This is a genomic window from Streptosporangium sp. NPDC003464 (genome assembly GCF_053588315.1).
The window spans coordinates 34,394-53,245 of sequence record NZ_JBSFPS010000011.1 but is presented as its reverse complement, the minus strand read 5'-3'; the positions used below and the strand labels follow the sequence as shown (position 1 = coordinate 53,245).

24 protein-coding genes are annotated in these 18,852 nt (G+C 73.5%); 12 read left to right on the top strand and 12 right to left on the bottom strand.

Going from position 1 to position 18,852, the window contains the following annotated elements:
* Positions 1-102: 102 nt before the first annotated feature.
* Positions 103-321 carry an EF-hand domain-containing protein gene (locus tag ACWDS7_RS04545; protein ID WP_451928100.1) on the top strand — a complete coding sequence of 73 codons (219 nt, stop codon included), beginning with the start codon at positions 103-105 and terminating at the stop codon, positions 319-321.
* An 81-nt stretch (positions 322-402) separates the two neighbouring features.
* Here ACWDS7_RS04545 and ACWDS7_RS04540 read toward each other — a convergent pair whose 3' ends face one another.
* On the bottom strand, positions 403-3,612 hold the full coding sequence (locus ACWDS7_RS04540) for a SpoIIE family protein phosphatase (protein ID WP_451928099.1): 3,210 nt from the start codon (positions 3,610-3,612) through the stop codon (positions 403-405).
* Positions 3,613-3,760: 148 nt separating this feature from the next.
* Here ACWDS7_RS04540 and ACWDS7_RS04535 point away from each other — a divergent pair, with 148 nt between their 5' ends.
* Positions 3,761-4,087, top strand: a complete 327-nt coding sequence (locus tag ACWDS7_RS04535) for an STAS domain-containing protein (RefSeq protein ID WP_306865872.1) — start codon at positions 3,761-3,763, stop codon at positions 4,085-4,087.
* Positions 4,080-4,649 carry an ATP-binding protein gene (locus ACWDS7_RS04530; protein WP_451928098.1) on the top strand — a complete coding sequence of 190 codons (570 nt, stop codon included), beginning with the start codon at positions 4,080-4,082 and terminating at the stop codon, positions 4,647-4,649. The genes ACWDS7_RS04535 and ACWDS7_RS04530 overlap by 8 nt, the downstream gene beginning before the upstream one ends.
* Before the next feature lie 7 nt (positions 4,650-4,656).
* On the opposite strand, the gene ACWDS7_RS04525 is transcribed toward ACWDS7_RS04530, so the two are convergent.
* The 3 genes from ACWDS7_RS04525 to ACWDS7_RS04515 form a co-directional block, all read right to left on the bottom strand.
* Positions 4,657-4,929: a hypothetical protein gene (locus ACWDS7_RS04525; protein WP_451928097.1), complete on the bottom strand. Its 273-nt coding sequence runs from the start codon at positions 4,927-4,929 to the stop codon at positions 4,657-4,659.
* A 166-nt stretch (positions 4,930-5,095) separates the two neighbouring features.
* Entirely contained in the window at positions 5,096-5,659 is a 564-nt protein-coding gene (locus ACWDS7_RS04520) for a TetR/AcrR family transcriptional regulator (RefSeq protein WP_306865877.1), read from the bottom strand.
* Entirely contained in the window at positions 5,659-6,180 is a 522-nt protein-coding gene (locus ACWDS7_RS04515; RefSeq protein WP_451928096.1) for an SRPBCC family protein, read from the bottom strand. The genes ACWDS7_RS04520 and ACWDS7_RS04515 overlap by 1 nt, the downstream gene beginning before the upstream one ends.
* 235 nt (positions 6,181-6,415) lie before the next feature.
* Between ACWDS7_RS04515 and ACWDS7_RS04510 the strand changes: the two genes are divergently transcribed.
* The 4 genes from ACWDS7_RS04510 to ACWDS7_RS04495 all read left to right on the top strand — a co-directional run bounded on the left by ACWDS7_RS04510 (position 6,416) and on the right by ACWDS7_RS04495 (position 9,112).
* On the top strand, positions 6,416-7,138 hold the full coding sequence (locus ACWDS7_RS04510) for a CPBP family intramembrane glutamic endopeptidase (protein WP_451928095.1): 723 nt from the start codon (positions 6,416-6,418) through the stop codon (positions 7,136-7,138).
* Positions 7,139-7,152: 14 nt separating this feature from the next.
* Positions 7,153-7,530, top strand: a complete 378-nt coding sequence (locus ACWDS7_RS04505) for a PadR family transcriptional regulator (RefSeq protein ID WP_451928094.1) — start codon at positions 7,153-7,155, stop codon at positions 7,528-7,530.
* Positions 7,527-8,321 (top strand): hypothetical protein, encoded by a 795-nt coding sequence (locus ACWDS7_RS04500; protein ID WP_451928093.1) that lies wholly within the window; start codon positions 7,527-7,529, stop codon positions 8,319-8,321. The genes ACWDS7_RS04505 and ACWDS7_RS04500 overlap by 4 nt, the downstream gene beginning before the upstream one ends.
* Positions 8,322-8,500: 179 nt before the next feature.
* Complete coding sequence (locus ACWDS7_RS04495) at positions 8,501-9,112, top strand: HAD-IA family hydrolase (protein ID WP_306865888.1); 612 nt, start codon at positions 8,501-8,503, stop codon at positions 9,110-9,112.
* Positions 9,113-9,264: 152 nt separating this feature from the next.
* Here ACWDS7_RS04495 and ACWDS7_RS04490 read toward each other — a convergent pair whose 3' ends face one another.
* The 3 genes from ACWDS7_RS04490 to ACWDS7_RS04480 all read right to left on the bottom strand — a co-directional run bounded on the left by ACWDS7_RS04490 (position 9,265) and on the right by ACWDS7_RS04480 (position 10,323).
* Positions 9,265-9,633, bottom strand: a complete 369-nt coding sequence (locus ACWDS7_RS04490) for an STAS domain-containing protein (protein ID WP_451928092.1) — start codon at positions 9,631-9,633, stop codon at positions 9,265-9,267.
* A gap of 127 nt (positions 9,634-9,760) precedes the next feature.
* Positions 9,761-9,934: a hypothetical protein gene (locus ACWDS7_RS04485; protein ID WP_451928091.1), complete on the bottom strand. Its 174-nt coding sequence runs from the start codon at positions 9,932-9,934 to the stop codon at positions 9,761-9,763.
* On the bottom strand, positions 9,931-10,323 hold the full coding sequence (locus ACWDS7_RS04480) for an ArsR/SmtB family transcription factor (RefSeq protein WP_451928090.1): 393 nt from the start codon (positions 10,321-10,323) through the stop codon (positions 9,931-9,933). Before ACWDS7_RS04480 ends, ACWDS7_RS04485 begins: the two co-directional genes overlap by 4 nt.
* Positions 10,324-10,464: 141 nt before the next feature.
* On the opposite strand from ACWDS7_RS04480, the gene ACWDS7_RS04475 reads away from it, so the two are divergent.
* Entirely contained in the window at positions 10,465-11,577 is a 1,113-nt protein-coding gene (locus tag ACWDS7_RS04475) for an acetate/propionate family kinase (RefSeq protein ID WP_451928089.1), read from the top strand.
* Positions 11,578-11,640: 63 nt separating this feature from the next.
* The gene (locus ACWDS7_RS04470; RefSeq protein WP_306865896.1) at positions 11,641-12,093 is read left to right on the top strand and encodes a DUF6789 family protein; all 453 of its coding nucleotides are present in this window, start codon (positions 11,641-11,643) and stop codon (positions 12,091-12,093) included.
* Positions 12,094-12,285: 192 nt separating this feature from the next.
* Here ACWDS7_RS04470 and ACWDS7_RS04465 read toward each other — a convergent pair whose 3' ends face one another.
* On the bottom strand, positions 12,286-12,597 hold the full coding sequence (locus ACWDS7_RS04465; RefSeq protein ID WP_306865898.1) for an isoamylase early set domain-containing protein: 312 nt from the start codon (positions 12,595-12,597) through the stop codon (positions 12,286-12,288).
* 321 nt (positions 12,598-12,918) lie between these two features.
* On the opposite strand from ACWDS7_RS04465, the gene ACWDS7_RS04460 reads away from it, so the two are divergent.
* On the top strand, positions 12,919-13,548 hold the full coding sequence (locus tag ACWDS7_RS04460; RefSeq protein WP_451928088.1) for a uridine kinase: 630 nt from the start codon (positions 12,919-12,921) through the stop codon (positions 13,546-13,548).
* A gap of 162 nt (positions 13,549-13,710) precedes the next feature.
* On the opposite strand, the gene ACWDS7_RS04455 is transcribed toward ACWDS7_RS04460, so the two are convergent.
* A complete protein-coding gene (locus ACWDS7_RS04455) occupies positions 13,711-13,998 on the bottom strand; it encodes a hypothetical protein (protein ID WP_451928087.1) in 288 nt (95 codons plus the stop codon).
* 174 nt (positions 13,999-14,172) lie between these two features.
* Positions 14,173-14,391 carry a hypothetical protein gene (locus ACWDS7_RS04450; protein ID WP_306865904.1) on the bottom strand — a complete coding sequence of 73 codons (219 nt, stop codon included), beginning with the start codon at positions 14,389-14,391 and terminating at the stop codon, positions 14,173-14,175.
* A 145-nt stretch (positions 14,392-14,536) separates the two neighbouring features.
* Between ACWDS7_RS04450 and ACWDS7_RS04445 the strand changes: the two genes are divergently transcribed.
* Complete coding sequence (locus tag ACWDS7_RS04445) at positions 14,537-15,436, top strand: hypothetical protein (RefSeq protein WP_451928086.1); 900 nt, start codon at positions 14,537-14,539, stop codon at positions 15,434-15,436.
* On the opposite strand, the gene ACWDS7_RS04440 is transcribed toward ACWDS7_RS04445, so the two are convergent.
* A complete protein-coding gene (locus ACWDS7_RS04440; RefSeq protein WP_451928085.1) occupies positions 15,426-16,334 on the bottom strand; it encodes a Vgb family protein in 909 nt (302 codons plus the stop codon). The genes ACWDS7_RS04445 and ACWDS7_RS04440 overlap by 11 nt on opposite strands.
* Positions 16,335-16,429: 95 nt before the next feature.
* The gene (gene abc-f, locus ACWDS7_RS04435; RefSeq protein WP_451928084.1) at positions 16,430-18,040 is read right to left on the bottom strand and encodes a ribosomal protection-like ABC-F family protein; all 1,611 of its coding nucleotides are present in this window, start codon (positions 18,038-18,040) and stop codon (positions 16,430-16,432) included.
* Between the two features lie 136 nt (positions 18,041-18,176).
* Here abc-f and ACWDS7_RS04430 point away from each other — a divergent pair, with 136 nt between their 5' ends.
* A complete protein-coding gene (locus ACWDS7_RS04430; RefSeq protein WP_451928083.1) occupies positions 18,177-18,788 on the top strand; it encodes a TetR/AcrR family transcriptional regulator in 612 nt (203 codons plus the stop codon).
* Positions 18,789-18,852: the final 64 nt, after the last annotated feature.

Genomic DNA, 18,852 nt, shown 5'->3' with positions numbered 1-18,852 from the left:
GGCCCGGCGGGGGCCGGAGTGGCCGGGTGGGCGGGGGCTCCCGTAAGTTGTCGGCTGATCGGACGCGGGGCGTTCACAGGTCGTCGAGGAAGGCGGAGCAGCATGTCGGCAGAGCCCACCGGTGAGCGGTTGACGGAGCTGAGGCAGGCGTTCGCCGCCATCGACGGCGACGGCGACGGCTTCATCACGGAGAAGGAGTTCGGCGAGCACTTCCCCGACCTGCCCGCCGAGGCCATCGGGTCGCTGAACCGTGACGCCGACGCCGACGGCGACGGGCGCCTCTCCTTCGAGGAGTTCGTCCGGATCGTGTCGCGGGACTGACCTGGATCATGTCGCAGGACTGATCCGGACCGTGCCGCGGGACCGATCCGGACCGTGCCGCGGGACCGGACCCGGCAACGCTCAGGCGAGGGCGAAGCCGAGCAGGGCCACGTCGTCGCGGTTGTCCTCGCGGTCGATCAGGTTGAGCAGCGACTCCAACTGGGCGTCGAGGCCGAGACCGGCCGCCCTCGCCATCTCGGAGCGGAGCCTGGCCATGCCGGCGAAGATGTCCGCCGACCGCTTCTCGACGATGCCGTCGGTGTAGAGGAGCAGCCGGTCGCCCCGGTCCAGGCGGGCCTCGGCCGTGGAGAAGACCACGGACGGCACGGCCCCGATCAGCGGGGCCGTCGCGCCGTCGAGATAGCCGGCCTCCCCGTCCGCCCGGCAGACCAGGACGGGTGGGTGGCCCGCGCTGGAGTAGTGCAGGCGCCCGGTCGGCAGCGACAGCCGTACGCACAGGACGGTTCCGTGCATGCGGTCGTGGCGGCCGGCCGTCATCCGGTTGAGCCGGCTGAGGGTCCGGCCGGGGTCGGGATCCTCCAGGGCGTAGGCCCGCAGCGCGTTGCGCATCCGGCCCATGGTGGCGGCGGCCTTCACCCCCTTGCCGACGATGTCGCCGATCACCAGCACCACCTCGTCGTCGGAGACGCGGATGACGTCGTACCAGTCGCCGCCGACGCCGGCCTCGTCGTTGCCCGGCAGGTAGCGGCCGACGATCTCCACGCCGGTGATGTCGGGGACCTCGGGCAGCAGGGCGAGCTGCAGCGTGGTCGCGATCCGGTGCTCCAGCTCAAGCTGCTCCAGGTTCTCCAGACGCGCGACGGTGAGCTGGGCGAGCTGCCGGAGCACCGTGTCGTCGGCGCCGTCGCCGGAGGCGGTGCCGCTCGGCGGCTCGATCCGGAGGTCGCCGCCGGAGGTGAGCGCCACCTCCGCGGCCGGGGAGTCGGCCAGCAGCCGGCCGTATCTCTCGGTGAGCGCCAGCACCTCGCGCGCCGACGGCGCCTCGTTGATCGCGAGCGCGGCCTCGGTCAGCTCGCGCAGCTGGCGGTTGTGCCGCGACCGGATGGCGGCCAGCCGCAGCACGCCGCGCACCCGGGTGAGCAGCTCCCGGGCGGAGAACGGCTTCACCAGGTATTCGTCGGCCCCCGCGGTGAGCCCCGTCAGGGACTCCTCCTTGCCGGCCCGCGCCGACAGCAGCATGATCGACACACTCCGGGTGTCGGGGTCGCCGCGTAGCCTGCGCACCAGCTCCAGCCCGTCCATGCCGGGCATCATCACATCGGCGATGACCAGGTCGGGAGGCTGCTCCCGGGCGGCGTTCAGCGCGGCGGCGCCGTCGGCGACCGCCGTCACCACCCAGTGCGGGCTGAGCAGGCGGACGAGATAGTCGCGCAGGTCGGCGTTGTCGTCGGCGACGAGGATCCGCTCCAGAGCGGGATGGTCCGCGGCGGGCTCCGGCACGGCCCCGGCCGCCGGGACGGGGTCCGCGGTCTCGCCCGCCGTGCCCCGAGCTGCGGCCTGGCCCGTCGCGCCCTGGCCCGCCGTACCCCGGGCCGTGGCCTCGCCGGAGCCCGTCGCGCCCTGGCCCGCCGTGCCCCGAGCTGCGGCCTCGCCCGCGGTGCCCCGGGCCGCGGTCCCGGCCGCCGGGCCACGGACCGGCGGCTCGTCCGGGATCGGCAGCCACGGTGTCTCGCCCGGTGCCGGTCCGTACGGTGCGCTCGCCTCGACGAGCTGGTCCTGGGGCAGGTGCGCCGAGCCGTACGGCAGGGTGATCGTGAAGGTCGTTCCCTCGCCGACACGGCTGTCGGCCCCGATCCGGCCGCCGTGGAGGGTGACCAGCTCGCGCACGAGGGCCAGGCCGATGCCCGTCCCCTCGTGGCTGCGCGACGGCGACCCGCTGACCCGGTGGAAGCGTTCGAAGAGGCTGACCATCTCGTGGCCGGGTATGCCGACGCCGGTGTCGGAGACCGTGACCACGGCATGGCCCTCGCCGTCCCGGACAGCGACGGTGACGCCGCCGGTGAAGGTGTGCTTCAACGCGTTGGAGAGCAGGTTGAAGACGATCCGCTCCCACATGCGCCGGTCGAGGTGGACCGGCTCCGGCGGCGGGTCGCCCTCCACGCGGAGGGTCAGCCCGACGCTCTCCATCGACGAGCGGAACACCCCGGCCAGCTCGGCGGTCTGCGCGGCCAGGTCGGTCGGCTGGTAGCGGGCGCGGGTCCAGCCGGAGTCGACGCTGGTGAAGTCGAGCACGTCGTTGACCAGCGTGAGCAGCCGCATCGCGTTGCGGTGGGCCGCGTGGAGGGCGACCCGCTGCTCGGAGCCGAGGGAGGGGCCGTCGAGCAGCTCCTGCAGGGGGCCGAGGATCAGGGTCAGCGGGGTGCGCAGCTCGTGGCTGATGTTGGCGAAGAACGCGGACTTGGCGTTGTCGAGCTCCGTGAGCGCCCGCGTCTGGTCGCGCTCCCGCTCGTGGGCCTCGGCGGCGGACAGCGCCCGCGACACACTCGCCGCGAGCACCTCGAAGAACTCCTGGTACGGCCCGCGCAGTTGCAACATCGGGTTGACCCCGCACACGAGCACGCCCAGCAGGTCGGCTCCCGAGGTGAGGGGCAGCGCGACCACCGGGCCGCAGGAGCCGAAACGCCCGCCGGGCAGCTCCGTGACGGCGTCCCCGCCGGCCACGGAGCGCAGCAGGTCGTCGTCGGCGGCGATCCGTGCCGGAGCCGCGCCGTGTGGCCCGGCGAGCCGCAGGTCCCCGTCGTCGCCGGGGAGATACAGCAGGGCCGACGGCACGTCGTCGCGTGCCTCGGCGAGGGCGGAGACGACGGCCTGCGCCACCTCCTGCCGCGTGCCCATCCCGCTCGTCGCCGCGCCGACCTGGCTCAGCGTGCGCAGCCTGCGCTCGCCCAGCACCCGGCCGGTCGTCTCGCTGACCAGGCACAGCACCCCGCCGGAGGACCCGTCGGCCAGCCGTATCGGGCCGTAGGAGACGTCGAAGTAGGTCTGTTCGAGAAAGCCGTGCCGGATCAGCCGGAAGGGGTGGTCCGGGGCCCAGAAGGGTTCGCCCGTCTCGCGCACCCGGTCGAGCAGCGGGCGCAGGACGTCCCAGGTCTCCGCCCAGTTCTCCACGGCCGGTCGGCCAAGGGCCGCCGGGTGCTTGGCGCCGATGGTGGGGATGTAGGGGTCGTTGTAGAGGGCGATGTATTCCGGCCCCCAGAACAGGACGATCTGCATACCGGAGGAGAGTGCGATGTCGACGGCGCCTCTGAGGGGGGCCGGCCACTGATCCATCGGCCCCAGGGGAGTCGCCCCCCAGTCGTGCCCTCGGATCCGCTCGCCCATCTCTCCGCCACCGAAGGGGGGTTCCTGCCGCATCTCACTCCTGGCTTTTCAGGTAATCTGACGATACCTGGTGCACAACTGACCCTGTGGTGAGGACATGGCCATTCGGCTGGAGAAGCGGGCGGATACCGACGGCTCGTTCTTGCTCATCCCGGTCGGCGACCTCGATCGCGACGCGGCGGAGGCGCTGTCCACCGCGGTGGGGGAATGTCTCGCCCACCCGCCCGGCAGACTGGTGATCCAGATGACACACGTGCAGTTCTGCGACTCGTCGGGGATCGTCGCCCTGCTCGACGCCCACGCCGAAGCGGCGGGGCGGGGCACCGAGCTGGTCCTCGCCGACGTCAGCGAGCACCTGCGGGCGCTCTTCCGGATCTCCGCCCTCGACCAGGTCGTCCGGATTGTCGAAGAATCTCGTGGCTGAGGCGGCCCAGGAGGGCGTACGGGCGGCCCCGGAGGGCACGCAGGCGGCGGAGGAGGGCCCCCGAGCCGCCGCGGAGGGCGCGCAGGTGACCCTGGACGGCGCGCGGGCGGCCTCGGACGGCGTGCACATGACCCTGGACGGCACGCAGGTCGCACCGGATGCCGCGCGGGCGGCCGTGGACGGGGTCCGGAAGGTGTCCTTCCCGATCGTCGGCGATCTCGCCGGGCTCCGGCGGCTGGCCCGCCGGTTCCTGGAGCCGGAGGCGTTCGACGAGCTGCGGGAGATGAACTTCATCCTCGCCATCAGCGAGGCCGCCAACAACGTGCTCGACCACGCCGGCACCGCGGGCACCGTCACCCTGCTGCGCGCCGCCGACCGGATCGTGGCGGAGATCAGTGACCGGGCGGGGCTGCTCACCGACGCCGAGGCCGGCACGACCGCGCCCCCGGTCGGGTCCCGTCGCGGCTACGGGCTCTGGCTGATGCGCCAGCTGTGCGACAAGGTGGAGATCCTGCACGGTCCGGCCGGATCCACCGTCCGGCTCACCGTCCTGCGCGCCTGAGGTCCGGCTACGGCTCGGCCAGCGGATCCTGCCGCAGGCTGATGCGCCTGGCCCACCTGCCGATCTGCGCTCCGTCGAACTGCTGGACCCCGGGGAGCTGCAGCAGGGCCGTCCGCAGGGCCTCCTCCACCTCCTCGACCGGCCTGCCGCCGTGCCCGGCGCCGATCCGCACCACCACCTGGGTGGTCCGGGCGTCGAGACGCGGCTCCCTGCCCGCGGCGGTGTGCGCGGCCACCTCGCGCAGGGCGGCGTTGTCCATGGTGATACGGACGCGAGACATCCTCGGTTCCCCCCGGAGACCATAGGTTCCACGGGACCGGTCCCGATGCCCGTTTCTCGCTGGATCAGCAGTGGCATACGTCCTGGCCTGCCAGAACGTGACTCCGGTCCCGGAGGGAGTGTCCCACGGCCCCGCATGATCCGGTGGCAGGACGCGCCGGCGGAGCTCATCGGGCCGGACGCGAGGTGAAGGCGTGGGCCCCTTCCGCCCAGGTCCGGTCGAGGTCGGAGCCGTCGGGGTAGCGGCCGTCGAGCTCCAGGATCACCATCCCGTGGGCGAAGGACCACAGCGCCTGGGCCAGGTACGGCTCGCCGGCGGCCAGGAAGAAGGGGGTGCCCGCCCACTCCTCCAGGCCGGGGGCGAGCCGCTGCCGGGGGAGCGGTCCCGAGGTCGCCAGGCGGTAGAGGTTGGGATGGGCCAGGGCGGTGCGCCGGTAGGCGCGGAGCACCGCGTCGACCGGCTCCCCCCGGGGCGCCGAGCCGAGGGCCGCCTGGAGCGCCGCGTAGAGGGCCGTCCCTATCTCGGCGAACCCTCGCTCCATGAGCGCGGCCTCGACGGCGGCCTTGTCGGGCAGATGCTTGTAGAGCGACGGGGCCCGGATACCGAGCCGGTCGGCCAGGGCGCGCATGGTGAGGGCGTCGCGTCCCTCCTCCTCCAGCAGCTCTCGGGCGACCGTGACGATCTCCGCCGCCCGGGGGGTGAGGGGGGTCAGTTCCGGCTGGGTGCTCATCAGGGCATCTTCTCAGCGCGGGCCTTCAGCGCCGTGTTCATCGCCGCGAAGTTGTCGGCCACCTCCAGGGCGCCGCCGGCCAGCGGCACGAGCGCGCCGGTGAACGTCTCGCCCTGCGTCAGCCGGCTGCGTCCGGCGCCGAGGTCCTCGATGCGGAAGTAGTGCTCGCCGTCCACGATCCCCGGCACCCCGAACCGGCCGATCCAGCGCAGCTCCCGCCCGGGGGTGGCGGCCAGGACCGTGGGGCTGAAAGTGGTGATCTCGCCCTGGTCGGAGAGCTGGTTGGTGAGCACCGCGCCGACACGTGCCTGTCCCTCCGCGCTCACGATGAACGGGTTCCACTGCGGATAGGAGCCGAAGTCGGTCAGCACCTGCCACACCCGCTCCGGTGAAGCGTTGATCTCGATCTCGGTGCGGATCTTGTGGGGGGCCGCGAGCGTCCAGGCGTACAGGCCCGCGGGGACGGCGACGAGCAGGGCGACGGCGATGAGCACGATCTTCTTGAGCACTTGTTCCTCCATGGCTAACTTTGTTAGCCATGACTTTAGGCTAACACTGTTAGCCATGCAAGTGCCGGTGAGGGGAATCCGCAGCGCCCGCCTCGTCCCTCGGTCCGACGCTTGGTCCGATCGCTCGCCGGAGCGTGCGCCGTCACGGGTCCGGATGCCCGCGAGGACGACGGGATCGCCATCTAGGTTGTATTCCTAACTAGCTTGTTCTACCGTCTAGGTAGCACAGCACCGATGGAGGTCCCCCGTGTCGTTCACCCCTTTGTCGCTCGTCCTGACGGCCGTCCTGATCGGCTATCTGGCCGTCGTCAGTCCCCTGCTCGGCAAGCGCACCTACGACAGGCTGGCCCGGACCCGCGACCAGGACCCCACGGCCTACCGCCGGATGTTCACGCTCTGGAGTGCCGAGCTGTGGGCGCTGGCCGCCGTGGCGCTGCTCATCGTCGCCGTGGAGCCGGGTCTCGACGCCGCGGGCGTCGGCCTGGCGATCAAGGAGCCGCTGGACGACACCCTCGGCACGGTCGCCGGCTTCCTGGTCGCCGCCACGGCCGGGGTGCTCGTCCTCAGGGGGCTGGCCGCCAAGGGCAGGCCCGTCCCCGGTCAGCAGGCCTTCCACCACCTGCTGCCGCACACCCCGGCCGAGCGCTGGTACGCCGCCGGCCTGTCGGTGACCGCCGGCGTCACCGAGGAGATCGTCTACCGGGGCCTGCTCATCGCGGTCGGCACGCACGCGTTCGGCCTGAGCGAGGGGGTCGCGGCCTTCGGCGCGCTGGCGGTGTTCGTCCTCGGCCACCTCTACCAGGGCTGGCGCGGCATGCTCATGGTCACCCTGATCGGATTTGGCCTGACCTCGCTCTACCTGAGGACCGACAGCCTGCTCCTGCCGATCCTGCTGCACGCGCTGATCGACCTCCGCGGCCTGGTGCTCACCCCGCAGCCGCGACGCGAGCTAGTCGGGCATGCGGTCTAGGTAGGATCGCTACCATGACGAGCGATCGACGAGCGAGCTGGCTCAAAGGCGTGCTCGACCTGCTGGTGCTCGCCAGCCTGACGGCCGGCGAGAACTATGGCTACGAGATCGCCAAAGACCTCGCCGAGTCGGGCCTCGGTCAGATCAAGGGCGGCACCCTCTATCCGGTGCTCAACCGGTTGGAGGAGGCGGGGCTGGTCACCGCCGAGTTCCGGGTGACCGAGCGCGGGCCCGGCCGCCGCTACTACCGGCTCACCGACCAGGGCAGGCAGACGCTTGCCGAGCAGGGCGGGCTCTGGCTGGGCTTCGACGAGTCGGTGCGCGCCGTACTGGCCAGGGGCCGCGTCGAGGCGCTTCAGCCCGCGGGTTCACAGGGGGAGGAGCCCCGATGAGCGGCCATGCCGACGAGGCCACCGGGAGCGGCCGTCCCGGGGAGGCGGGCGGCGGCTACTTCGGCGAGCTCGCCGTGCTGCTGGCCGAGGCGGGCACACCGGCCGACCGGGTCAGGGCCACGCTCGACGACCTCGCCGGCTACCTCGCCGAGAGCGGCGGCGACCCCGAGGAGGAGTTCGGCCCAGTGGCCGAGCTGGCCCGGGAGCTGGCCGTCACCCCGGCCCCGCCCGCCGGGCCCGCCGCGGGCGCCCGCACCTGGCGCTGGACCGCCGACCTGTTCCACGACGTCAAGATGCTCAACGAGTACGGCGCGCAGGGCTGGGAGGTCGACAGGGTCGACGCGAAGGGCCTGTTCGTCAGCGCTCGCGACCCCGAGCACCCCCAGCAGTGGGAATACCGGAGAGAGCTGGTCCCGCCCGGCCGCCGGCAGAGCCTGCTCGACCTGCTCGCTCCCGACGGCTGGGAGCCGTGCGGCACGTGGGTGCGTTTCGAGTATTTCAAGCGGCCCAAGGCCGCCAGCGTGGGACCGGCCGCCGAGCTGGCCGCGCCGCCTCAGGCTCCCGGACGCAGCCTCTTCTTCAGCCCGAAGTTCTACGCCCTCGTCGCCGCCACGCTGGTGCTGGCGGCGGTGGCCCTGGTGTCGCTGCTGCGCTCCGCCGGAGAGGAGCTCGCCGGATCCGAGGGTGGCCTCGACACCGTCCTGGGTCTGCTCACCGGGGCGGCCGTGGGCGCGCTGGTCCCGATGGTCCTGTTGTGGCTGGCCGCTCGGCGGCGTGACCGGAGGCGCTGAGCCTGGCGAGGGCATCCGACGCGGCTCCCGCTTGCGGATGAACATCGAAGATGTTCGAATGAACGTGAAATGTTTGCGGAACGGCTGAGCGTGGCCGCCGCCCCTCCAGGCTCGGTACGGCCGGGGCGCCGGACCCCGCACCCGCCGCCCGCTCGCACCGGACCGACCTGGGAGAAACCGTGACCGCCCCGCACCGGACCGACCTGGAGGAATCCGTGACCACCTGGATGCTGCTGGACTACGGCGAGGTGATCTCCCTGGCGCAGCCGGCCGAGGAGGTGGCGGCGATGGCCGCCGTCGCGGGCCAGGACCCCGAGGCCTTCCGCGACCGCTACTGGCGTCACCGGGACCTCTACGACCGCGGCCAGGACCCCCACCTCTACTGGGGGAACGTCCTCGGCCGGGAGCTGGCCGCCGCCGACCCCGTCGTGGCCGAGCTCAACGCGGCCGACGTCGCGAGCTGGTCCCACCTCAACCCCGCCAGCCTCGACATGCTCGGCGAGCTCACCGGCCGCCACCGGCTCGCGCTGCTGTCCAACGCCCCCGAGCCGCTGGCGGCGGCCATCGACCACGCCCCCTGGGCCACGATGTTCGCCCACCGCTTCTACAGCTGCCGCCTGGCCCTGGCCAAGCCCGACGCCGCCATCTTCGAAAAAGTCCTCGACGGGCTCGGCGCGGCCCCCGGCGAGGTCACCTTCCTCGACGACCGGGCCGACAACATCGACGCCGCGGCGGCACTCGGGATCAACGCCGTGCTCTATCGTGCGCAGCCGTACCCGCACGGAGGATGAGGACGGCCTGCGGCCCGCGTGACGCCGGAGCGCCGGGACCGTGAGGAGGACGCGCCGGCGGGGGCGGCGCGGGCGGCCGGCGCCACCCCCGCCGGGCGGCGGGGCGCCGTGCCGCCTCGGCGGATCTCCGGGGAGGCGGGGCCCGCCGGTGCTCACCGGAAGGCCGACAGGCTCCCCTCGGAGGCCCGCCGCAGGGACTCGCTCACATCCGGGTCGATGGGGAACGCCTCGCCCAGCCGGGTCAGCTCCAGGAGGCGGGCCAGGAATCCGTGGACGCCGGCCAGCCGGAGCCAGCCGTTCTGCTCGTAGGTGCGACGCATGCTCGTCAGCAGCGCCCAGACCCCTGTGGAGTCGCAGAAACCCAGGTCCGCCGTGTCGATGATGATCCGGACGTGTCCTCGCGTCAGCAGTCCCGCGAGTGCCTCCTCAAGCTGTGGGGCCGATAATTTGTCTAGATCACCGGCGAGCGAGACCACGGAGAAATGTGGATGATCGCTCACCGTGACGGAAAGTCGAGTCATGTTGCCCCGCTGTCTACGGCTGTTGGAGACAGCGCCCTTGTGGGGAGCCGTGCAAAGACGGAAACCACTATCACCACCGTACGCCCGTGGCTCAGGACAGTTCAACGGGTCGGCGTGAACGCCGGGGTCAGGGGGACGCGGCCCGGATCAGCCGGTCCGGATCGGTGCGGGCGTCCCGGACGTCCTCGATCGGCGCGTCGTAGCTGCGCCGTGTCACCGCGGTGCGGGCCTCGCCCGCCAGGATCCGGCGGCCGCCGATCTCGCGGTGGGTCCCGTTGCGGAAGCCGGCGACGTCGGTCATGTGTCTTCCCTGTCCTCCGTCCTGGGTGTGCCGTCCGGGGGGCCCGCCTCCGCGGCGCTCCGCGTCCGGCGCTCGCGCCTTCCCCGGGCGAGCTCGGTGCCGAGGGCGTCCAGGCTCCGCTCCCAGAACCGGCGGTAGCGCTCCAGCCAGAGGTCGACCTCCCGCAAGGGGGCGGGGTCGACGGCGTACAGGCGCCGGGTGCCCTGGGCGCGGACGGTCGCGAACCCGTTGTCGCGCAGCACGCGCAGGTGCTGCGAGACCCCCGGCTGGGAGATCCCGAACTCCTCCTGCACGACGGCGCCGATCTCGCCGGCCGACAGCTCGCCGTCGGCGAGCAGCTCCAGGATCCGGCGCCGCACCGGATCGCCGAGAACGTCGAACGCGTGCATGGCGCCATTGTATGAGCGAGAACTTATATAGTTCAATCCGGGACGGCCGGAGCCCCGCGCCGGCCGGGAGGCCGGCGGGCCGCCGGGGATCCCGGGCCGGGCGGGCCGTTTGCCCCATGTCACCGGGGGCACCGGGAGACCATGGGAACCACCGATCCGGCGGTGCTCACCGTCAACGCGGGGTCGTCGAGCCTCCAGCTCCACCTCGTCCAGAACGGCCGGGTCCTGCGCACCTCGCACAGCGAGAAGAGCCCCGACCCGGCCGAGGCCGAACGGACGCTGTCGGACTTCCTCGACGCCGCGCCCGAGCACGGGCCCGTGGCGGCCGGACACCGCCTCGTGCACGGCGGCGACGCCGTACGACGCCCGGCGGTCGTCGACGACGAGGTCCTGGCCGCGGTGCGCGAGTGCGCCGACCTCGCCCCGCTGCACGTGCCGCCCGCGCTCGCGCTCGTCGAGATCTGCCGGCGGCGGCTGCCGGGGATCCCGCACGTGCTCTGCCCGGACACCGCCTTCCACGCCGACCTGCCCGAGCCGGCCGCCACCTACCCGCTGCCGCCGGAGTGGAGGAGCCGGTACGGCCTGCGGCGCTACGGCTTCCACGGGCTGTCCTACGCCTGGACCCTGGGCCGGGCGTCGCGGCTGCTGGGGCGGCCCGCCGAGACCTTGCACCTGGTGCTCACCCATCTCGGCGGGGGCTCCTCGGTGTGCGCGGTCCGGCAGGGCCGCAGCGTGGACACCTCCATGGGGTTCACGCCGCTTGAGGGCGTCCCGATGAGCAAGCGGTCGGGCAGCGTCGATCCCGGCATGCTGCTGTGGCTGCTGTCGGGCTCCCGGCTCTCCCTCGAAGAGCTGCGTGAGGGGCTGGAACACCGCTCCGGGCTGCTCGGGCTCTCGGACGGCAGGTCCGGTGACACGAGAGACCTGGTGAACGCCGGGGACCACGCCTCCGCCCTGGCCCTGGAGGTGTTCGCCCACCGGGTGGCCCGCGAGATCGCCGCCGCCGCGACGAGCCTGGGCCGGCTCGACGCGCTGGTGTTCACCGGGGAGATCGGCTGGGACCAGCCGGAGGTCCGCGAGGCCGTCTGCCGCAGGCTCGGGCTCCTCGGCGTCGAGCCGCCCGTCCGGGCCGACCTGGACGCCGACGGGGCGGTGAGCGCGCGGGGGGCCGTGGTGCCCGTGCTGGTGGTGCGGCCGCGCGAGGAGCTGCAGCTCGCCCGCGACACCCTCGGTGCGCTCGGCGACGCCCGGTAGGCGGCGCCCGCTGCGCATATCTTCCGGTAACCGGGTACGGAAATCCGTACAGGAGGTGAGATCGTGACGCGTGACCTCGTGAACGGAGCCGCCGGCGGCGTGCTCGCCACCGCGGTGATGAGCGCGGTGATGCTCGCCGGAGACCGGGCCGGCCTGATGCCGGACCAGCCGCCCAAACGGATCGCCCGCGCCTTCCTGCCCGGCCACAGGCACCGGCCCAAGCGGGGTGAGGGGGCGCTGGGCGCGATCACCCACTTCGGCTTCGGCGCGGCCTGCGGCGCCCTGTACGCCCTGACCTGCGGGCGGCGGCGCCCGCCGGTCGCCCTCGGCGTCGCCTACGGGCTGGCCATCTGGCTCGTCAGCTACCAGGGCTGGGTGCCGCGCCTGGGCATTCTGCCGCCGATCTCCGGTGACAGGCCGGGGCGCCCGGCGGTCATGGCCGCCGGCCACGCGGTCTACGGCGCCGTGCTCGCCCTCGTGGTGAACGGTCTCGGCACCGCCGGTGACGGCCGGTGACCGGAGACCGGGGATCGGCCCGGCGGCTCTCCGCCGGGGCCCGTACAGGATCGCGGGGCCCGCCGGGCGGAGGGCCGGGCCGGGGCGGGACAGGCGGGGGGAGGCCGCCCCAGCGGATGGCGCTCGTGGCGACGGCGGGACTCCTTCCTGTGACGCGGCCCGCGGGGCCGCGAGCGGTCGTGCCGCCGTGTCCTACATGATGGGCGTCGCGAGGTTTCCACCCGCCGGGTGCAGGCGTCCGCCGTGCTCGTCGTGGTGGTCGGCGTCGGCGTCGTCGAACCACACTCCGCCGTCGGCGAGGTAGCGGAAGCGGATGGGCTGCTGCGACGGGACGGTGAGGCTCACCTGGTAGGTGCCGTTGTCCTTGCGCTGCATCGGGTGGGCGTAGGGGTCCCAGTCGTTGAAGTCCCCGACCAGCGAGATCCCGCCCAGGGGCTGGTCGGCCGGCACGGTGAAGGTGAGCTTGACCTGGCCGTTCTTGGTGGGTTTACCGCGTTTGATCATCGAAGTTCTCCTGACGCACTGTCTCCATGGGTGGCCTGCCGTGATCGTGGTGACGACGAGACGCGAAGGTCACGTCTGCTCCCCGAGCGCGCGTCCTCCCGGACGGGCACGATCGGGAGGCCGGTGCCCAGTCACGGTCAAGCCGGTACGATCCACATGGATCGTTACCGCCAGTGACAAGACGACAACACGGTGTGCGAACTTTTGGGGTGGATAACGACTGACTTTGACTGGATCGTGGCGGTGCCGTGCCGTCCCCGGACGCACCGGAGGCCCGGGGAGCCCGCGCGGTCGACCCGCGCTCCGGTGAAGGATGTCCGTATGGACATACGGCCTATCTCGCCGCCGCTGCTGGTCGAGGAGCTCGCCGACCGGATCGCCTCGGCCCCTCCGGACTCGTGGGTGCGGGTGGCGCTCGACGGTGCTCCGGCGGCGCGGCCCGAGTGGCTCGGGGACGCGCTGGTGGATCCGCTCCGCCTCCGTGGTCGCGAGGTCCTCCGGGTGTCCTCCGGCGACTTCCTGCGCCCGGCCTCGCTGCGCCTGGAGTACGGCCGGACCGACCCGGACGCCTTCTACGGCGACTGGCTCGACCACGGAGCCCTGATCCGAGAGGTGCTCGGCCCGCTCGATCCCGGCCGCTCGGGGAAGGTCCTGCCCACGCTCTGGGACAGCGCCGCCGACCGGGCCACCCGCGCCTCCTACGTCACCGTGCCGCGGGGCGGGGTGCTCCTGCTGGACGGGGCCCTGCTGCTGGGCCGGGGGCTGCCGTTCGACCTGGCCGTGCACCTGTGGCTCTCACCGGGCGCGCTCGCCCGGCGGACCGCCCCGGAGTGGCGGTGGACGCTGCCCGCCTACGCGCGCTACGAGCGGGAGGTCGGGCCGGGCGGTGTCGCCGACGTCGTCGTCCGCGTCGACGATCCGCGGCATCCTGCGATCGTCAGGCGCCCGTGAGACCGGCCGGCCGGGAGCCGGTCCGGTCGGAGGCGTGTGCCGTCGCCCGGCACGCGGGCGGGCCGCGTCCCCCCGGAACGCGGCCCGCACTCACCTGCCTGCTTCCCGGCCGGCCCCCGGGCATCCGCCTCCCGGCCGGCCCCTGGGCCACCTGCCCGCCGGCTAGACCCCGGCGCGCGAGGGCATCCTGGTCTCGCCGTAGGTCTCCTCGAGCGTCTCCCCGCCCATCGCCCGGGTGTCGGTGGCGTGCGTCTCCTCGATCCGCAGCGCGATGCCCAGCGCGAAGAAGGTCGGTGCCCACTGGCCGATGAAGATCCCCCACCGGTCCGCCCGGTCCAGGCCGGCACTCTCGACTTCCCTGGAGGTCAGCCACGTCGCGAAGGACAGGCCGATCGACGCGAGGCCGGCCGTGTACATCATGCCCGACCGGACGCCCATCTTGTGAAGCATGCTGATCATTTTATCCCCCCTGATGATGGTTCGTTCCTATCGTTACCCCTTGGTGTTGTGTGTAACCGAATGTCGTAAAAAGCGGGCCGCCGTCTCACCTCGGACTGGCGGCGGGACGGGCCCGGGTACGCGGCCCGGACCCGTGGGGGCGCGGCCCCGGCCCTCCAGCCGGGTCTACGTGGCTGTGCCGCCGGCCTGTTTCAGCAGACCCTCGCGCCGGCCCTCCAACTCGTCGGCCAGGCCCTCCTGCTCGTCGGCCATGTTGATCATCGCCGACCGCTCGGCGGCGTCCGTCGGACCGATCTCGCCGACCTGTCTGCGCAGCTCGGCGGCCTCGGCGCGCAGCCTCGCTATCTCCTCTTCGACCTGGTGGAGTTCGTCTTGAATGCTCATCCGGTGTCCATACCCCGGCAGTGGGCCCCGACTCCAGAAGCGCCGGTCCCCGGCCGCTCCGCCCCGCCGCTACTCCGCCCGGTGTAGGCCGACGGCCTTCCGGCGGAGGATGGCCGGCCGGCGTCCGTGCCGGAGGCTTGGAGCCATGCGTGCTCATCAACGGTCCGGTTACGCCGTCGCGGCGCTGCTGCTCGCCGGCAGCGCCGTCCATCTGGCCGTCTACGCCGTCGACGGCGGCGGCTGGACGGGGCCTGTCTCGTGGCGCAAGCCGATCCTGTTCGGGTTCTCCTTCGGGGTGACGCTGGCCGCGCTGGTCTGGGTCACCGGCAGACTCCGGCCCGTCCCCCGCAGGGCCGGGGCGCTGCTCGGCGTGCTCGCCGCGGCCAGCTTCGCCGAGGTCGCGCTGATCTCCCTCCAGCGCTGGCGCGGCGTGCCCTCCCACCTGAACTTCACCACCCCGGCCGACACGGCGGTCTCCGCCGCCCTCGCCGGATTCGCGATCGTGGGCCTGATCCCGCCGATCCTCGTCATCGCCGTCCTCGCCTTCCGCGGCCTGGACGCGCCGCCGAGCATGCGCCTGGCGATCCGCGCGGGCCTGGCCGTCCTGCTGCTCAGCCTGCTGTCCGGCGCGGCGCTGATCGCCAACGGAAGGGCCATCGGGCTGCCGCCCCAGGCGACCGACCTGTCCGTCTTCGGCGCGGCGGGACAGCTCAAGGTGCCGCACGCGGTCACCCTGCACGCCCTTCAGGTGCTGCCCGTGCTCGCCGCGCTGCTGGCGCGGACCGTCTGGACGGAACAGGTCCGGACCCGGCTGGTCGCCCTGGCCACGGCCGGGTACGGCGGGCTCGTCGCGGTGAGCGTGCTCCAAGCCGCCCGGGGGCTCGCGCCGGCCGACCTCACCGTGACCTCCGGGGCTCTCCTGGCGGCGAGCGCCGCGGCGCTCGCCGTCGCGGGGGCGGCGGCGCTGGCGGGGCTGAGGCCGGGGGCGCGCCGGTCCGGGGCCGACGGCGCCTCGGCCCGGTGGGGAACGCGCCTCAGTCCGTGACGGAGACGGTGAGCCGGGCGAGCGCGCCGATCTCCAGCGCCGCCCACACGGCCCCGTCCGGCCCGACCGCGATGCCGTGCGGCTCCGACGCCGGGGTCGGCAGGTCGTAGCCGTCGATCCGGCCGTCGGCGGTGATCCGCCCGATGCGGTTGGCGCCCCACTCGGTGAACCAGCAGTCGCCGTGCCGGTCGACGGTGACGGCGTGGGGGCGCGCCCCGCGGTCGGGGAGCGGGAACTCGTCGATCCGCCCGTCCGGCCCGATCCGCCCGATCTGGCCGGCGCCGATCTCGACGAACCACATCGTGCCGCCGGCTCCGGCGGCGATGCCCACGGGGGCGGCGCCGGCGGTCGGCAGCGGGTGGACCGTGACGCCGCCGTCCATGCCGATCCGGCCGATCGCGTCCGCCTGGTTCATCGTGAACCACATCGCGCCGTCGGCTCCGGCCGCGATCGCGGACGGGAACGCCCCGGGGACCGGGAGCGGGAACTCCGTGACCGCCCCATCGGTGGTGATCCGGCCGATTCGGCCGGCGTTGGTCTCGGTGAACCACATCGCGCCGTCGGTCCCCGCCGCGATCCCGAACGGCCCGGCGTCCGGCGACGGCAGCGGGTACGAGCCGATCCGCCCGTCGGTGGTGATCCGGCCGATCCGGTGGCTCCGGTACTCGGTGAACCACAGGGCGCCGTCGGGGCCGGAGGCGATGACCGTCGGCCCGCACGAGGCCGGGTCGAGCTGGTGGGAGGTGAGCTCCCCGCCGGGGGTCATCCGGCCGATCCGGCCGTGATGGACCATCGTGAACCACAGGGCTCCGTCCGGCCCGGCGGTGATCCCGTACGGCCCGGCGTCCCGGCCGGACACCTGGAGCTCCTCGACGGAGAAGGTCGAGCTGCGTGACATGGGGTTCTCCTTCGTCTTCTGGTCTTCGTCCCGGCGCTGGAGGCCGGGGCCGCCCGGGGGGATCCCGCCGGGCCGGACGGTGGGGCCGGTGCGCGTCAGAGCAGGCGGCCGTCGCGCATCTCGATCTCGGTGCCGGTGAAGCGGCCGCGCAGCGCCCGGTCGTGGGAGACGACGACGAGGGCTCCCCGGTAGCCGGCTAGGGCCTCCTCCAGCTCCTCCACCAGGGTGAGCGAGAGATGGTTGGTCGGCTCGTCGAGCAGCAGCAGGTCGGCCTCGGTGGTCAGCAGCCTGGCCAGGGCGAGCCGCCGCCGCTGGCCGACCGACAGCGCCCCGGCCGGCGTCCGGAGGTCCTCGGGCCGGAACAGGCCCATCGACAGCAGCCGCGCGCGGTGCTCCTCGGGACAGCCCGGCCGGCCCTCGGCGAACGCGGCCAGGACGCTCCGCTCCGGGCGCGGCAGGGACGACTCCTGCGGCAGGTAGCCGATCCGCCCGCGGTGCCGTACGGTGCCGCCGTCGGGACGGAGGTCGCCGGCGAGGACGCGCAGGAAGGTGGACTTCCCCGCGCCGTTGGCGCCGTGGACCAGCAGCCGCTGCCCCGGCCCGACGTCGAAGGACTCGACGGCCAGCCGCGCTCCCACCCGTACGGCCCGCAGCTCGGCGACCGGTCCGGCGGTCGTGCCGCGCCGGAACAGGCCCGTGAAGCGCAGGGGCTCCGGCGGCTGGGGCACCGGGCTGTCCCGGAGCCGGCGCAGGCGTTCCTGGGCCTGGCGGACCCGGCCGGCGACCGAGCTCTGCACCCGGCCCCCGGCGCGGTCGTAGGCCATCTTGTTGCCGTCCTTCATGGCCCGGCCGTGCGCGACGCGGTGCGCGGTGGTCGCCGCGAAGGTCTCCACCTCCTTGATCTCCTCGCACCAGTCGGCGTAGGCCTGCTCCCAGCGCCGCCGGGCCGCGGCCTGCTCGGCCAGGAACCCGCGGTAACCGCCGCCGAACCGGGTGATCCCGCCGCCTTCGACCTCCAGGATCGAGGTGGCCACCCGGTCGAGGAAGAACCGGTCGTGCGACACCGCGACCACCGTGCCCCGGTGCGCCCGCAGCCGCTCCTCCAGCCAGGCCGTCGAGGCCCCGTCGAGGTGGTTGGTCGGCTCGTCGAGCAGCAGGATCTCGGGGGAGGCCGCCAGCAGGCAGGCCAGGCCGAGCCGGGCCTGCTCGCCGCCGGACAGGCTGCCCAGCGGGCGGTCGCGGCCGATGTGGCCGAGCCCGAGGCCGTGCAGCGCCTTGTCCACGCGGGCGTCCGCCTCGTAGCCGCCACGCGCCTCATAGGCGCTCAGCAGCTCGCCGTACTCGGCGAGCCGGTCCTCGGTGAGGTCGTCCTCCAGGGCGCGCATCCGCCGCTCCATGGCGCGCAACTCCGTGAGGGCGGCGTCGACGGCGTGCCGGACGGTCTGGCCGGCGGGCAGGGCGAGGGTCTGGCCGAGGTGCCCGACCCCGCCGTCGGCGGAGACGGTGACCTCGCCGTCGTCGGCCTTCTCGACGCCGGCGATCAGCCGCAGCAGGGTGGACTTGCCCGAACCGTTCTCCCCGACGATCCCGACGCGCTCGCCGGGCCTGACGGTGAAGGAGACGTGGTCAAGAACCGGCTGCTCGCCGTACGCCTTGGAAACTCCCCGAAGGGTGAGCTGGGTGGACAGAACGGGCCTCCGAAACATGGTGTGAACAGGTCGTCGCGGTGCTCGGTGGCAGGCCCATGACTGCTGCGCTCCCTCATCTCATTCTTAATGCTACTAAGTTGTATTAAGCTGGAGTATGCCCGATGTCCCCGAACCAACGCAACTGGAGGTGGCCATGACCTCGGCCGGGAACGTACGGCCCGGCGGGCGCACCGCGCGGGTGCGCGAGGCCGTGCGCGGAGCCACCCTCGCCGAGCTGGCGGAGAAGGGATACGAGGGGCTGACCGTGGAGGGCGTCGCCCTGCGCGCCGGCGTGCACAAGACCACGGTCTACCGGCGCTGGGGCAGCGTGGAGGGGCTCGCCGCCGATGCCCTCGACCTGGCGGGCGGGGAGCCGTGGCCGGTCCCCGACACCGGCACGATCGAAGGGGACCTGCGGGAGCTCGCCCGCCTGGTGCTGACCGGGTTCGCCGATCCCGAGACGGGGCCGGTCTCCACCGCGTTCATCACGGCCTCCGCGCGCAACCAGGTAGTGGCCGGGGCGCTGCGCGCGTTCTTCGCCGCCCGCCACGAGCAGTCGGCGGTCATCGTCACCCGGGCGGTCGAGCGCGGCGAGCTGCCCGGGGGCATCGACGCCGCCGACCTGGTCCGCACCGCCGTCGCGCCGCTGTACTACCGGCTGTTCGTCAGCGGCGAGCCGGTGGACGAGGCCGTCGCCGACCGCGCCGCCGCCGCGGCCCTGGCCGCCGCCCGCGCCGGGGTGTTCCGGCCGCCCCGGAGCCCCTGACTCCCGGCCCCCGGAGCCCGGCCCCCGGACCGCGGCGCCGCCGTACGGCCGTGCCGCCCCGCCG

Bases quoted from the DNA above. Each gene is read 5' to 3' on its own strand.
- ACWDS7_RS04545 (WP_451928100.1), top strand. From the start codon at position 103: ATGTCGGCAGAGCCCACCGGTGAGCGGTTGACGGAGCTGAGGCAGGCG.
- ACWDS7_RS04540 (WP_451928099.1), bottom strand. From the start codon at position 3,612: ATGGATCAGTGGCCGGCCCCCCTCAGAGGCGCCGTCGACATCGCACTC.
- ACWDS7_RS04535 (WP_306865872.1), top strand. From the start codon at position 3,761: ATGGCCATTCGGCTGGAGAAGCGGGCGGATACCGACGGCTCGTTCTTG.
- ACWDS7_RS04525 (WP_451928097.1), bottom strand. From the start codon at position 4,929: ATGTCTCGCGTCCGTATCACCATGGACAACGCCGCCCTGCGCGAGGTG.
- ACWDS7_RS04520 (WP_306865877.1), bottom strand. From the start codon at position 5,659: ATGAGCACCCAGCCGGAACTGACCCCCCTCACCCCCCGGGCGGCGGAG.
- ACWDS7_RS04515 (WP_451928096.1), bottom strand. From the start codon at position 6,180: ATGGAGGAACAAGTGCTCAAGAAGATCGTGCTCATCGCCGTCGCCCTG.
- ACWDS7_RS04505 (WP_451928094.1), top strand. From the start codon at position 7,153: ATGACGAGCGATCGACGAGCGAGCTGGCTCAAAGGCGTGCTCGACCTG.
- ACWDS7_RS04500 (WP_451928093.1), top strand. From the start codon at position 7,527: ATGAGCGGCCATGCCGACGAGGCCACCGGGAGCGGCCGTCCCGGGGAG.
- ACWDS7_RS04490 (WP_451928092.1), bottom strand. From the start codon at position 9,633: ATGACTCGACTTTCCGTCACGGTGAGCGATCATCCACATTTCTCCGTG.
- ACWDS7_RS04485 (WP_451928091.1), bottom strand. From the start codon at position 9,934: ATGACCGACGTCGCCGGCTTCCGCAACGGGACCCACCGCGAGATCGGC.
- ACWDS7_RS04480 (WP_451928090.1), bottom strand. From the start codon at position 10,323: ATGCACGCGTTCGACGTTCTCGGCGATCCGGTGCGGCGCCGGATCCTG.
- ACWDS7_RS04475 (WP_451928089.1), top strand. From the start codon at position 10,465: ATGGGAACCACCGATCCGGCGGTGCTCACCGTCAACGCGGGGTCGTCG.
- ACWDS7_RS04465 (WP_306865898.1), bottom strand. From the start codon at position 12,597: ATGATCAAACGCGGTAAACCCACCAAGAACGGCCAGGTCAAGCTCACC.
- ACWDS7_RS04460 (WP_451928088.1), top strand. From the start codon at position 12,919: ATGGACATACGGCCTATCTCGCCGCCGCTGCTGGTCGAGGAGCTCGCC.
- ACWDS7_RS04455 (WP_451928087.1), bottom strand. From the start codon at position 13,998: ATGCTTCACAAGATGGGCGTCCGGTCGGGCATGATGTACACGGCCGGC.
- ACWDS7_RS04450 (WP_306865904.1), bottom strand. From the start codon at position 14,391: ATGAGCATTCAAGACGAACTCCACCAGGTCGAAGAGGAGATAGCGAGG.
- ACWDS7_RS04445 (WP_451928086.1), top strand. From the start codon at position 14,537: ATGCGTGCTCATCAACGGTCCGGTTACGCCGTCGCGGCGCTGCTGCTC.
- ACWDS7_RS04440 (WP_451928085.1), bottom strand. From the start codon at position 16,334: ATGTCACGCAGCTCGACCTTCTCCGTCGAGGAGCTCCAGGTGTCCGGC.
- abc-f (WP_451928084.1), bottom strand. From the start codon at position 18,040: ATGTTTCGGAGGCCCGTTCTGTCCACCCAGCTCACCCTTCGGGGAGTT.
- ACWDS7_RS04430 (WP_451928083.1), top strand. From the start codon at position 18,177: ATGACCTCGGCCGGGAACGTACGGCCCGGCGGGCGCACCGCGCGGGTG.